Origin of the sequence: Methanomethylovorans sp., assembly GCF_050177135.1 — an archaeon.
Classification (GTDB): Archaea; Halobacteriota; Methanosarcinia; order Methanosarcinales; family Methanosarcinaceae; genus Methanomethylovorans.
Genome location: NZ_JBFXHJ010000034.1, coordinates 3886 through 16881, shown reverse-complemented (window position 1 = coordinate 16881; position 12996 = coordinate 3886). Strand labels below are relative to the sequence as shown.

15 protein-coding genes and 1 tRNA gene are annotated in these 12996 nt (G+C 44.7%); 8 read left to right on the top strand and 8 right to left on the bottom strand.

Annotated elements, in window-relative coordinates:
• Nucleotides 1-172: 172 nt before the first annotated feature.
• Nucleotides 173-1492 carry a 3-hexulose-6-phosphate synthase gene (gene hxlA, locus AB7U21_RS04500; protein ID WP_428387311.1) on the bottom strand — a complete coding sequence of 440 codons (1320 nt, stop codon included), beginning with the start codon at nt 1490-1492 and terminating at the stop codon, nt 173-175.
• A gap of 73 nt (nt 1493-1565) precedes the next feature.
• Here hxlA and AB7U21_RS04495 point away from each other — a divergent pair, with 73 nt between their 5' ends.
• The 3 genes from AB7U21_RS04495 to pyrI all read left to right on the top strand — a co-directional run bounded on the left by AB7U21_RS04495 (nt 1566) and on the right by pyrI (nt 3507).
• The gene (locus AB7U21_RS04495) at nt 1566-2021 is read left to right on the top strand and encodes a DUF5788 family protein (RefSeq protein WP_333787363.1); all 456 of its coding nucleotides are present in this window, start codon (nt 1566-1568) and stop codon (nt 2019-2021) included.
• A 68-nt stretch (nt 2022-2089) separates the two neighbouring features.
• The gene (gene pyrB, locus AB7U21_RS04490; RefSeq protein WP_333787364.1) at nt 2090-3016 is read left to right on the top strand and encodes an aspartate carbamoyltransferase; all 927 of its coding nucleotides are present in this window, start codon (nt 2090-2092) and stop codon (nt 3014-3016) included.
• Nucleotides 3013-3507 carry an aspartate carbamoyltransferase regulatory subunit gene (gene pyrI / locus AB7U21_RS04485; protein ID WP_333787365.1) on the top strand — a complete coding sequence of 165 codons (495 nt, stop codon included), beginning with the start codon at nt 3013-3015 and terminating at the stop codon, nt 3505-3507. Before pyrB ends, pyrI begins: the two co-directional genes overlap by 4 nt.
• A gap of 2 nt (nt 3508-3509) precedes the next feature.
• Here pyrI and dapB read toward each other — a convergent pair whose 3' ends face one another.
• The 4 genes from dapB to AB7U21_RS04465 form a co-directional block, all read right to left on the bottom strand.
• The gene (gene dapB, locus AB7U21_RS04480; protein WP_428387308.1) at nt 3510-4301 is read right to left on the bottom strand and encodes a 4-hydroxy-tetrahydrodipicolinate reductase; all 792 of its coding nucleotides are present in this window, start codon (nt 4299-4301) and stop codon (nt 3510-3512) included.
• A complete protein-coding gene (gene dapA, locus AB7U21_RS04475) occupies nt 4298-5173 on the bottom strand; it encodes a 4-hydroxy-tetrahydrodipicolinate synthase (protein WP_333787367.1) in 876 nt (291 codons plus the stop codon). Before dapA ends, dapB begins: the two co-directional genes overlap by 4 nt.
• A gap of 20 nt (nt 5174-5193) precedes the next feature.
• Nucleotides 5194-5388 carry a 30S ribosomal protein S17e gene (locus tag AB7U21_RS04470; RefSeq protein ID WP_333787368.1) on the bottom strand — a complete coding sequence of 65 codons (195 nt, stop codon included), beginning with the start codon at nt 5386-5388 and terminating at the stop codon, nt 5194-5196.
• Nucleotides 5389-5561: 173 nt separating this feature from the next.
• Nucleotides 5562-5849: a hypothetical protein gene (locus AB7U21_RS04465; RefSeq protein ID WP_333787369.1), complete on the bottom strand. Its 288-nt coding sequence runs from the start codon at nt 5847-5849 to the stop codon at nt 5562-5564.
• A gap of 131 nt (nt 5850-5980) precedes the next feature.
• Between AB7U21_RS04465 and dinB the strand changes: the two genes are divergently transcribed.
• The gene (gene dinB / locus AB7U21_RS04460) at nt 5981-7063 is read left to right on the top strand and encodes a DNA polymerase IV (RefSeq protein ID WP_333787370.1); all 1083 of its coding nucleotides are present in this window, start codon (nt 5981-5983) and stop codon (nt 7061-7063) included.
• Nucleotides 7064-7090: 27 nt separating this feature from the next.
• Here the strand turns inward: dinB and AB7U21_RS04455 are convergent, their stop codons facing one another.
• Both AB7U21_RS04455 and AB7U21_RS04450 read right to left on the bottom strand, forming a co-directional pair.
• The gene (locus tag AB7U21_RS04455; protein WP_333787371.1) at nt 7091-7852 is read right to left on the bottom strand and encodes a heparan-alpha-glucosaminide N-acetyltransferase; all 762 of its coding nucleotides are present in this window, start codon (nt 7850-7852) and stop codon (nt 7091-7093) included.
• Nucleotides 7853-7873: 21 nt separating this feature from the next.
• Complete coding sequence (locus tag AB7U21_RS04450; RefSeq protein ID WP_333787372.1) at nt 7874-8299, bottom strand: Zn-ribbon domain-containing protein; 426 nt, start codon at nt 8297-8299, stop codon at nt 7874-7876.
• Nucleotides 8300-8707: 408 nt separating this feature from the next.
• On the opposite strand from AB7U21_RS04450, the gene AB7U21_RS04445 reads away from it, so the two are divergent.
• The 3 genes from AB7U21_RS04445 (at nt 8708) to AB7U21_RS04435 (ending at nt 10985) form a co-directional block, all read left to right on the top strand.
• Nucleotides 8708-8782, top strand: a tRNA-Met gene (locus AB7U21_RS04445).
• A 183-nt stretch (nt 8783-8965) separates the two neighbouring features.
• Complete coding sequence (locus AB7U21_RS04440) at nt 8966-9430, top strand: universal stress protein (protein WP_428387304.1); 465 nt, start codon at nt 8966-8968, stop codon at nt 9428-9430.
• A gap of 235 nt (nt 9431-9665) precedes the next feature.
• The gene (locus AB7U21_RS04435; RefSeq protein ID WP_333787374.1) at nt 9666-10985 is read left to right on the top strand and encodes a signal recognition particle protein Srp54; all 1320 of its coding nucleotides are present in this window, start codon (nt 9666-9668) and stop codon (nt 10983-10985) included.
• Between the two features lie 18 nt (nt 10986-11003).
• On the opposite strand, the gene AB7U21_RS04430 is transcribed toward AB7U21_RS04435, so the two are convergent.
• Nucleotides 11004-11573: a GMP synthase subunit A gene (locus AB7U21_RS04430; protein ID WP_428387302.1), complete on the bottom strand. Its 570-nt coding sequence runs from the start codon at nt 11571-11573 to the stop codon at nt 11004-11006.
• Between the two features lie 180 nt (nt 11574-11753).
• On the opposite strand from AB7U21_RS04430, the gene AB7U21_RS04425 reads away from it, so the two are divergent.
• A partial coding sequence (locus AB7U21_RS04425; protein ID WP_428387314.1) for an ATPase domain-containing protein occupies nt 11754-12996 on the top strand: 1243 nt, incomplete at its 3' end.

Here is a 12996-nt window from a genome sequence, read left to right as displayed (position 1 = left end):
CCTGAAAATATACGGTAACCCGAAAGTGATCATCTCATAAATTATAAAGGGTGAAGCTGCACCCAGCATGATCGGCCAGACCTTATTGGAAACACGGCGGGTATTGATATCGGAATAACACGAATATGCAAGGAAAGGCAGGCATACAAGGACTTTGAGGAGTTCTATCATATCACTGTTTCTCCCATTTTTTAAGCTGCATCACTTCTGAAAGCGTGGCACCCCTTTTGATCTCCTCGAAAAGGCGCTTCTCGGTCTTTTCCACTTCTTTAGCCCTTCTTGCGATCTCATAGGCGTTTTCCTTTGGTATCACAACAACACCATTATCATCGCCTACAATGTAATCTCCCGGCTTGACGGTCTGTGACCCACAGGTGATCTCTGCATTGATCTCACCGAAACCTTTAGGTTCACCGGCATTAGGCACATAGCTGCTTGCAAACACCGGCAGGCTCATGGTGCTGATATCATCAATATCCCTTACAGCTCCGTCTATAACTACCCCGGCAATACCCTTGTTCAGACAACTGAGAGTAGCCAGACCACCCCAGGGAGCGATATCTCTCCTGCCATTGTAGATAACAATGACATCTCCTTCTTTTGCCATATCTATGGCCTCAACGGGCTTTGCCCAATCACCACCGAAGGTCTGTACAGTTACAGCAGTACCTACCATTTTTTTACCTTTCAGCATGGGACGGATATCCTTCATGACACCTTTACGGTGCATGGCATCTGAGATATTAGGAGTTGAAATTTCCATTAACAATTTGCGGATCTCAGAATCCTGAGAAAGCTTGGAAACTTGTACCACGGAAGGAGAATCCACACATTCCCTTATCTTCCTGGCAGAAGCATATACATCTGCAGACCGGATGATGTTGCCACCTACAATAACGATGCTTGCACCTGCCTGCACTGCCCTGGCACAACCTGCAGCATCAAGACCACCTGCAGCTGCAATGGGAGTGGAGACAACTTTTACGATCTCGGATATAATGTCCAGAGGATCTTTTCCCACCATCTGCTGGTCAATACCTGAATGCACATTGATATAATCCACACCCATTTTTTCAAGTTCCTTTGCCCTTGATGAGGGGTCTGCCACAGATATCAGGTCTGCCATTATCTTGACGCCATACTTTTTTGCAGCTTTCACAGATTCAATGATCGTTGAATCATCAGCTCCTGCCAGGACCATTACCACATCTGCACCTGCCTTTGAAGCCATTTCAACTTCAATTGTACCTGTATCGGCCACCTTCATGTCGGCAAGTATTATCTTTTGAGGAAAAGCTTTTTTGAGAGTTCTGACTGCATCCATACCCTCGCTTTTTATCAAAGGAGTCCCAACCTCTATCCAGTCAACACCCCCTTCAATAGCTTCTTTTGCGATCTGTACGGCACGGTCTGTTTCAACCAGGTCAAGGGCTACCTGAATGATAGGTCTGATGTAATCACCTTCTGAATATAATTTATTACTACTAAACATACCTTAACATCTATAAACTTAATCGAGGGATTTAATATAGAATGTAGCCTAACCCAATATGGGGAGGAGCTTTTTGGGAAATGGGGACAGGGTCACAGATAATGAAAGGAACAAGTTGCTGAACAGGCTGCATAGGCCTCTCTTCTGGGTAGGTGAAAATATACCTGAAGAATTGGAGATAGAAGGCAAAAATGTCAAGCTGCACGAGATAATCTGGGAGATCATCAATAAGACCCATTTTTCTGCAAAAGATATTGAGAATATAGAGATGTTCCTGGCTTTGCTGAAAGAAAAAGAAAATGAATATGAAAAGAGCCTAGAACAAAATGATATTAGTTATGAAGAAGCAAAAGATTTGTTCACTCAGACAGCAGGTATCATGAGAGCTATAATGGACCTCACCGAAATCGAAGAAGAAAGTAAGAGAAAAAAGATCCCGGATACGAAACATATCTGCAAAGATGTTGAAGACAAAGAATGGGAACATTTTGTCAAAGACATAAGAAAGGGCAGAAATACGAAAAGATGAACAGTTGATCGGATCATGGAAGAAGCTGCCAGCAAATATTATATCTGATGTAGCACCTCTTACGATAAATGTACTTTAAAGACATGCATATCCTATCAATGAAAGATTTCTCAAAAGAGATGATAGACCACATACTGGAGACAGCGGAAAAACTTGAACCAATAGCTGTCATGAAAGAGCGGTCTGATATGCTTGCCGGTAAAGTGCTTGCAGTACTGTTCTTTGAACCCAGCACAAGGACACGCATGTCTTTTGAGACCGCTATGTTAAGGCTCGGAGGAGAGGTGCTTAGCATGGGGTCCGTGGATGCGAGCTCGATAACGAAAGGGGAAACACTGGCAGATACCATTCGTGTGGTGCAGAGCTATGCAGATACCATCGTATTACGACATCCAAAGGAAGGAGCTGCACGCATGGCCTCGGAGTTCTCCCAAGTGCCTGTGATCAATGCGGGAGATGGGGCAGGACATCACCCCACTCAGACATTGCTGGACCTTTACACGATCAAACGTGAGAGTAAGCTGGAAGGTGTGAAGATAGCTCTTGCTGGGGATATGAAATATGGAAGGACCGTACATTCCCTGTGCTATGCACTTGCTCATTATGGAGCTGATATAACCCTTGTTTCACCGGATGAACTGCGCATGCCCTATGAGATAATAAAAGATCTGGAAGCGAGGGGAATGAAAGTGAGACAGACAGATTCCATCGATGAGGCCATTACTGAGGTGGATGTATTATATGTGACACGGATACAGAAGGAACGGTTCCCTGATCCGGCAGAATACCTCCGAGTGGCCAGCAACCTGCAGATCACACCGGAACTCCTCGAGAATGCTAAAAGCCATCTAAAGATCATGCATCCTCTGCCCAGAGTAAATGAGATAGACCCGCTTGTGGATAATACTCCACATGCCTGTTATTTCAAGCAGGCTTTTTACGGGGTGCCCGTAAGGATGGCACTTCTGGCCCTTGTGATGGGAGGGATGGAATGAATCCGGAGCATACTGACTTTGAACTGGAACCCGGACTGAGGGTCAGGCCGATCGAAAATGGCACGGTCATAGATCATATAAATGCAGGTCAGGCACTTAATGTCCTGCATATACTGAAACTACCAGGCCAATTTGAAAGCGTGGTTAGTGTTCTCATTAATTCTCCCAGCAAGTACGGTAAGAAAGATGTGGTGAAGATAGAGAACAGGGAACTGAAGGTCAAAGAACTGGATAAGATATCTTTGATAGCGCCCAATGCGACCATCAATATAATACGGGATTTCAAAGTCCTCAAAAAGAACAGGGTCAAGATCCCTGAATACGTGGAAGGGGTGGTGCAATGCGTCAACCCGAACTGCATATCGAATAGTTCTGAGCCTATTACATCTAAATTCCGCGTCTATGAGGAAGATAATATAATAAACCTGCGCTGTGTGTACTGCGAGCGCATAATATCAGAGGACATAGCTGACCATCTGTTAAGAGAATAGACTTACAGACCAAGAATATCTTCCATGGTATACATGCCCGGACCGGCATTACATACCCATGCTGCAGCCTTTACAGCACCTGAAGCAAAAGACTGTCTGGAATGTGCCTGGTGTTTTATCTCGATACGTTCACCGTCACCTGCGAACAGCACCGTATGATCACCTGCAATGTCCCCGCCACGCACTGCGTGGATGCCTATTTCCTTGCTGCGGGGAGCAAGACCCTGGCGGCCATAAACATATTCTTTGCCACCCAGTGCAGCACTGATGACATCTGCGGCCTTTATGGCAGTGCCGCTGGGGGCGTCTTTCTTCTTGTTATGATGAGCTTCGATGATCTCGATATCAAAATCTCCCATGTATTTTGAGGCCTCTGCAAGTATCTTAAAAAAGACATTTACACCTACTGAGAAGTTAGGAGATATGATCCCTGCCACATCATATTTTAAAACAGCTGTTTTTATGATCTGTTTTTGCTCACTGGAAAGACCAGTTGTTCCGATGACGAGGTTCACACCCGCCGAAGCTGCCCTGGGGGCATTCACAACTGTTGCATCGGCGATCGTAAAATCTATCAGCACATCAGTAGCTGACTCCTTAAGGACCTTTTCCATGTCCTTTACGTCAGATATAGGAACACCAAGACTACCTACCTGGGCAGTTTCCCCTGCATCCGTGCCCATATTCACAAGATCGAAAGCTGCTGAAAGCTGCATTCCGTCAAAAGCCATAATATTGGAAATGATGAGCTTGCCCATCCTTCCTGAAGCACCTGTAACTGCTGCTCTGATCATGATATGCACCCCATATCCCTCAGGACATCTTCAAGGACCATTTCATGCTCTCTGCTTAAAGGAGCAAGAGGAAGCCTTAATCTGCCATTTGCCAGACCTAGCATATCCATTGCTCTTTTTACAGGGATGGGATTCGTTTCAAGGAAGAGAGCGCGTGTCAGCGGTGCAAGTTCATAATGAAGTGCCTGAGCCGTTTTAAGATCGTTGTTCTTAACAGCGGTCACAAGGTCAACCATTTTTTCGGGAACAACATTTGCAACCACTGAAATAACACCCACCGCTCCCATACACATAAGAGGCAATGTAAGGCCATCCTCACCCGAGATGACCACAAAGTCCTCATCCAATGTGTTTTCAATTATACGGGAAACCTTCACCGGATTTCCGCTTGCTTCCTTTATGGCCACGATATTCTCTATCTTGGAAAGCTCGGTAATTACTTCCAGAGGCATGTCCTGCCCTGTGCGGGAAGGCACATTGTAGAGTATAACAGGGATATCCGCAGACCTGGCAATACTGGAAAAGTGTGCGATCAGACCGGCATTGTTGGGCTTATTGTAATAAGGAGATATAATCAGCACCGCATTGGCGCCTGCATCGTATGCATGCCTTGTGAGCTCCACTGCTTCGGTGGTGTTGTTAGAACCTGTACCAGCGATAACAGTGGTTTTGGCACAGTCAACGGTCAGATCGATGAGGTCCATATGCTCCTGGGTGGACATGGTCGCGGACTCACCGGTGGTTCCGCAAGCCACCATTCCTGCAACACCGCCTTTTTCCACATACTCGACAATGTTCCTGAAAGACGTGACATCTATCCTGTTATCGGCATTGAACGGTGTTATAAGAGCAGGAAATACCCCTTCGAACATGGTACCACTTCGACTGGAACTTATTCCATGCGTACGTGAGTCATCTTGCGTGTGACATAGCCGGCCACACGGTTCCTTATGACCTTGCTTTCAATTGTTGTATACTGTGTCACAAGGTGCTTGTTCGTATCAAAGTCCTTTGTGAAAGCGTCACCGTAAGTGTCTATAAGGCGAAGTGAAATGGTCTTGATATTGTTCTGTCTTATGTTTCCCATATATGATTCTCCATCTATTGCAAGTGTAATTTCTTAATATGAATTCTCAAGAGTGGAATTTGTACCGCTTATAACTACTCATGCATTTATAACTTTTGGAATGAAAGATTCATCTAACCATATCCTGCATTCCACAAAAGCGGTGTACTGGACAAGAGTGTAAATCCACAACATCATATATCAGTCTTTCCAAGCAGTCTTTCAAGAGCATTGGCCTGCCTGAAAACGACTTCCCTTTGGCCCTTGCGATTGATATAAAGACCAATGAATACGATCATGAGACCTAGTTCCGGGTTCAGGGGAGTCAGGATCACACCTATGAGCATTACAAAAGAAGATATAATGCCCTTTAAGGCTCCTTTTCTGTATGACACGATCCTTGTGCGCCTGAAGATACGGATGTCCCGCAATGTAAGGAACAACACAACAAAATAGGCCATGATCGAGATGTAGACGTACATTGAGTCCTCCTTTCCTGATAAATAAGCAGATGATGTTATTTCAATACACCGGAAAGATATCGTTAGAATAGATTACTTTCACTGTGCATGGATCGGAAATTATAAACCCTGAATTATATATGAAGCTCTAAATGAGCGCAGACCAAAACCGTATAACACTGCACATTGATATGGACAGTTTTTACTCGTCAGTGGAAACAAGAGAAAAACCTGAGATCCGGGGAAAGCCCGTGATAGTGGGCTCTGACCCTAAAAATGGTACCGGAAGGGGCGTAGTAAGCACCTGCTCCTATGAAGCCCGCAAATACGGCATACATTCAGCAATGCCCATATCCAAAGCATATAAGCTGTGTCCTGATGCCGTATATTTACCGGTGGATATGGAACTATACAAAAGTACATCTTCCAGGATAATGGAAATACTTAGAGAGTTCTCTTCCAGATTCCAGCAGGTCAGTGTGGATGAAGCATACATGGAGCTTGACAAAGACATCACTGATTATGATAAAGCTATTGATGTCGCAAAGAGCATCAAGGAAAATATACTGCGCAGGGAAGGACTTACATGTTCCGTGGGGATAGCTCCGAACAAGGTGATAGCCAAGATAGCATCCGATTTCAATAAACCAGACGGCCTTACAGTTGTAAGTCCTGAAGAAGCGAAACAGTTCCTGGACCCTTTGTCCATATCCAAAATACCAGGGATAGGAAAGAAAACTGCTCTGCTGTTACGTGAAATGGGGCTGGGGACCGTTGGACAGCTCGCAGTATACGATGTGCAACTGCTCATAGCGAGATTCGGAAAATTCGGACTGACAATGCACCGGATGGCTAACGGGATCGACGAAAGAGAAGTGGAGGAAACAGAAGGAGTTAAATCCATCAGCAAGGAAGACACCTTTGACGAGGATATAACTGATCCTGATACCATAAAAAAGGTTTTCTACGCTCTGTCCGAGAAGGTACATGCATCCCTTCTGAAAAAAAGATACCGTTTTCGTACCATCACTATCAGAGTCAGATACGGGAACTTCAGAACCTATACGCGGTCCAGGACCTTAAGCTGTGCCAGTACAGACCTCTACGTTATGAGAAGGGAAGCCCTGCATCTTATGAAAGAATTCACAGGTACCGGCAGGTTCAGACTGCTTGGAGTTGGGGTCTCAAATCTTGAAAAGATAGATGAAAGGCAAACATTGATTACAGATTACTAAAACATTTATTCATGATACTTAATAGAACTACTGAATTCCCAGGGAATTTACATCAATAATTCCAGAGGCGTACAGGACAACAACCAGCAGTGGCTGGTGTATGATATATATCGCCAGTGATCTTCTTCCCATGAACTCAAGAGCGGATATCAATGGATTCTGAGAGAGATTAGGGAGTTCATATTTACGATGATGATCAGGATACATCATGTTGCCCGAGAATATTCCCAGCATGGTAACGCCAAACCAGGGCAGCAATGGAAAATGATCAAGGGTCTGGAAACCTGCAGGGGTCAGACCAAGCCATATAAGCCATGGAAGATCAACTGTGAAGTTTTCCACTGATCCTCCCAGAAAAAGAACGATAAACCCTCCGATAAGATTGGGAAGGCGGTATTCCAGTAAAGGATATGATAATATGATAGCTACGCCAATGAAGTGCAAAATACCGAACACTATGACCTTATCCGGGAAAAGCACCCAGCTTCCCATCGTGAAGACCAGACCCCATAGAAAGATGTGAAAGCCCCTTTTGAGATATTTTTTGAAACCAACCTGCAAACCAGATACCTTACTTCTGGAATGGCTCAGGGTAAGGGAAACGCCTACAAGAAAAACAAAAAGAATAGCTGCACTCCTGCCGATATAAAATACCGGCCCCGACCAAACGTCTACGTGCAGCACACCAAAGAACACCAGATCATAAAGGAAATGAAACTGCACCATAAGGAGTATGGCGATCCCCCTTAGTGCATCAATTTCCCAGAACCTGTTGTGAACGCTGAGCATTACACGCTGCCCCGGAAATGTTCACTTTTTCTTTTCTTTTCGCTCTGCCTTAAAAACAGAAGGCAGGTGCAGGGCATATGTGCCGTCTTCCTTGATGGCCATGATGATCTCCTTACGCTGCAACAGGGAATCCAGATTGAGTTCGTAAGATCCGGGACCAAGTATACGAACGGATTCCACCCTGTCACCATCCTCCTCTATGACACTGCGTTCCTCTTTTTCTATACCTATGATCTCATCTATCTCTTTTATGAGCTTCTCTGCAGGAGTTTCTTGCTTGTGGGTTTCGTCAAGGACCTCATGACCGGCCTTTTCCGAAACTTGATGCTCTTCTTCAGGACCTTTAACGTAGAGGAACTTGTTCCACCCACATGACGGACAGCCACTGAGGATAACTGCGGCTCCATCAACGAATATTTCTCCACATCTGGTGCACTTATGTGACATATTTCACCGTTTTTTAATAAGCGCAGGGATATATTAAAACCCTTCCTACCACAATGCCTTTCATTGCTACACTGCAGGAACAAGACCTTCCAGAAGGATTTTGGTGGCAGAGGAGATCTTCCTATTTCAACCTGCCAGCCTAGGCTATCCCAAAAGCAAACGGGCCAGGTGGATGACACACTTACCATAGGCATTTTATAGCCGGTATGTCCCATATATCCCGTTTCGCCTTTCCCATAAGATTTAAACTTAGCCGGCAATAACATGATCAAGACCTTTCCCTCCGGACATATGAAAATTTCATACTTTAGATCTCTTTTAATATATGTTTTCACTGCCTCTTCCATCGCAACATTTATCTGTAATGATACCGTTGAATGGGAGTACATCGTTACACGCAAAATATGAAGCGGGGTAGGGTAGCCAGGAGATCCCGACGGGCTCATAACCCGTAGACCAATGGTTCGAATCCATTCCCCGCTACTGATTTTTTATTAACTGGATTTAGTTCTCTAGTGCAATCTTTCATATTTGTTATTAATTCAGTCTATTTGAACCTTTTTTAGAAGGAAAACAATTTCCATAGGACCTTTATTAAACTTGTCCAAAAGCTTTATGATATTGGGCGGCTTACTCTTTTTATAGGTAAATAGGGGAGTGTATAATATGAAGAGTGAAATGTATAAAAAGATACTCATTGCAACGGATGGTTCAGAAAATGCTAAGCATGCGGCATCATCTGCGATAGATATCGCGGGAATGGCAGGGGCGAAACTATATGCACTAAACGTCTTGCCGGACATACCTCATCTTTCATATTTTGGTGTGCCTATCGAGCCTCCAAAAGGAGTTTCCCTTGAAGAAAAGGATTTTGAAAAACATCTGGAAGCTGATGGGAGAAAAGCACTTGATGTTGTAGTGGAGATGGGGAAAAAGACAGGAGTGGAAGTTGAGCCTGTGATGATCAAAGGACATCCGGGTTCTGCGATAATCGACTTTGCAGATAAGAACGATATCGACCTGATAGTAATGGGTACTCTGGGAAGATCTGGAATCGACAGGGTACTGGTGGGAAGCGTGGCTGTGGATGTTGCAAGGCATGCAAAGACACGGGTGATGATAGTTAAGTGAGCCGATAGAAGGTACTTTTTTGAGAATGAAGTGAAAAATTGGGTTGAAACAGTTTTTCACCTTCTTTATTTACCTGCATTGTGCAAGGAGTAACAGTTACATGACCTGTGAACTGACCGTATATTACATCACTTGTGCCAGAGAGACGCAAGATATTGAAAGGAAAAACCTGCAATATAATTAAATAAAGGCAACCCTTTTATAATGAAAAAGAACTGAACAGGGCGATCCTTAAATGGTAATGGAAAAACTCGGAAACTCCTTGCAGGATGCACTTAAGAAACTCGTCAAATCCGGCAGGATAGACGAACACACGGTAAATGAAGTGGTAAAGGACATCCAAAGAGCAATGCTGCAGGCTGACGTCAATGTCAAGCTTGTCATGATGATGTCGAACCACATCAAGGAGCGTGCTATGAAGGAAGATGTGCCTTCAGGCATGAACCCCCGTGAGCATGTGATAAGGATCGTCTACCAGGAACTTATCAATATCATAGGTAAAGGCACAGATATTCCCCTGAAACCCCAGAAGATCATGATGATAGGTCTTCAGGGCAGCGGTAAGACCACCACCACATCAAAACTTGCAAGATATTTTCAACGCAAAGGTCTGCGGCCGGCAGTGATATGTGCAGATACGTTCAGGCCCGGTGCATACCAGCAGTTGAATACCCTTTGTGGTAAACTTAACGTTACATTTTACGGGGAAGAAGGCAACCCTGATGCAGTAGGGATCGTAGAAAGAGGTCTTAAGGAAGTGGAAAAATACGATGTGATCATAATAGACACTGCAGGACGCCACTCTCTGGAAAAGGACCTCATCGAGGAAATGGAACAGATCCATGCCATTGCACATCCTGATTACAAACTGCTTGTACTTGATGGTGCGATAGGTCAGCAGGCAAGCGAACAGGCAAGAGCGTTCAACGATTCTATCGGTATCTCAGGTGTCGTCATCTCTAAGCTGGATGGTACTGCAAAGGGCGGTGGAGCCATATCTGCCGTTTCTGAGACAAATTCATCCATCGCGTTCATCGGTGTTGGAGAAACACCCGAAGACCTGGAGAAGTTCGAACCTGACAGGTTCATATCTAAACTACTTGGAATGGGCGATATAAAGGGCCTCATAGAGAAAGCCCAGGAAAACCTGAAGGAAGAAGAACTTGACATGGAAGCCATGATGAGGGGACGCTTCACCCTCAAGGACATGTACAAGCAACTGGAAACCCTTAACAAAATGGGCCCAATGAAACAGATCATGCAGATGCTGCCTCTGGGGGGCATGGGTGTAAAGGTGCCTGAGGAAGCTTACCAGGTGACGGGGGAGAAACTTACAAGGTACCGTGTGGTAATGGACTCCATGACCGAGGAAGAAATGCTTAATCCACGCCTTATAGGAAGTGCCAGGATAAAGCGTATCTCCATAGGATCAGGATGCAGTCCTGACGATGTAAGGGAATTGTTGAAGTACTATAAAACGATGCAGAATACCATGAAGGGGTTGCGCGGCGGTAAGTTCAACATGCAGAAAATGATGAAGAAATTCGGCATGTAAAACCAAAGAGGTATGGGGTTAGGAATCCTCACATACCTTGAAGAAATTTAAGAAAAGGTCCTTACCTTTTTCCGTGTGGGCAACTTCCGGGTGCCACTGCACCCCGTAAAGTGGCCTGGTTTCATGCTTCATGGCCTCTATTTCACAAATTTCTGACCTTGCCAGCCGGATAAAACCTTCAGGCAGGGTTTTTACTTCATCGGCATGTGAAGCCCAGACAGATGTGCGGGGAGCCATACCTTGAAGGATATCATCTTGTTCAAGGATCTCGACCGCTACCTCGGCATATCCGCCATATTTACCCGGACCGACCTCTCCGCCAAATGTCCTGGCCATCACCTGATGCCCCAGACAGATCCCAAGAATAGGGAGATCGATCTCCTTTATATACTGTGCACAATTGCCCGCCCTTTCCAAAGTCGGACCGCCACTGAGCACCAGTCCGTCCGGTCCTTTTGACAGGATGTCTTCCACTGAAGATGTATTGGAGATCATGCTCGTATCCATATCCAGGTCCCGGATAGTACGGTGGATGAGATGGCAGAATTGACCATAGTTATTGATAACAAGGATGTTCATTGTTTTCATGATATAGACCCACCCGGGTATTTATCGCAAGTATGGTGAATCAATATAAATACATATGCTATTTTACAACAACACCAAAAAATGAAGCTACCTATGAATAATGTATAAATAAATACTTATAGGGTATAATTAATATATTGGGATAAATTCAAATCGCGCGAGGATGTTGTTTTGAATATTGTGTCTACCGGAATAGAGGGATTGGACGAGGTTCTCGGGGGAGGGGTCCTTAGTCCCTCGACCACATTCATTGCAGGAACACCTGGAACAGGAAGGACCACGCTTGGAATACAGAGCCTGTGCGCTGCAGCAAAAAAAGGAGAGAAGGTGCTGTACGTAGCTATCTCATCCAAACCTGAAGCATTGATACGACAGATCCTTTCACGGTTCAGTTTCTTTGAAGAGAATATAAACATCCGTACCTTTAATGTCAGTAGTGTGGAAAGAGACCCGCTCACTATGCTTGTAGAACTAGGGAATATCGTAAGTTCACTTAAACCCGACAGGATACTGATAGATCCTGTCACACCTATCGGATTCGGATTCCCGGAAGCCGAAAGGAGAAGGTTCATGTATTCCCTTAACGCTGCACTCAATGAATGGAATGCAGTGGTCTGCTTTACAGGCACTCTGGAACCAGACGCTGTAAAGAGCAACGTGATCAGCGATATAGTAGACAACATAATCTATATATCTCAAGACCTTGACCCACATATCACCAGGCGATATATCGAATTAATGAAAGTGAGTGGTATGTCATCCGTCCAGGGAAAGCATACATTTGAGATCGGAACAGATGGCATATCCGTCTATCCGAAAGATATTGCACAAGCCGACTATTCCATAAACGCTTCTGCTGAGCGTATTTCCATTGGAACACCCATGCTTGACGAGATGCTTGGAGGCGGATTGTTCAAAGGGTCCTCGAACCTTATAGCTGGCTCTACAGGCACGGGTAAAACAGTACTTGGACTCAATTTCATTATGGAAGGAGCAAAAAAAGGGGAACCTGGCATTATTATCAATTTTGATGAAACTCCGGAGGAACTGTTTTTACATGCTTCCAACTTTGGATGGGATCTAAAGGGAATGTATAAAAATGGCAGCCTAAAGATCATTCATACTTTACCGTCCTCATTGGACCCTAACAAACATATGATGCAAATTCAGAAAGCCATCCAGGAAACAAAGGCAAAGAGAATGTTCCTGGATGCAGTAGAAGGTTTTGATTATGTCCTTGCGGACCCAATAGAAAGAAAACAGCATATTTCCGCTCTCTCAAGAATGTTCAGGAACGAAGGAGTTACATCACTTCTGACCTGTCTTACCACGGAAAGCAAAGAACGCTCAAAGATATGCGACATACAGATAACATCAGTTGCAGACACCGTAATAATGCTGCAACAGAGCCTTATATCCTCTG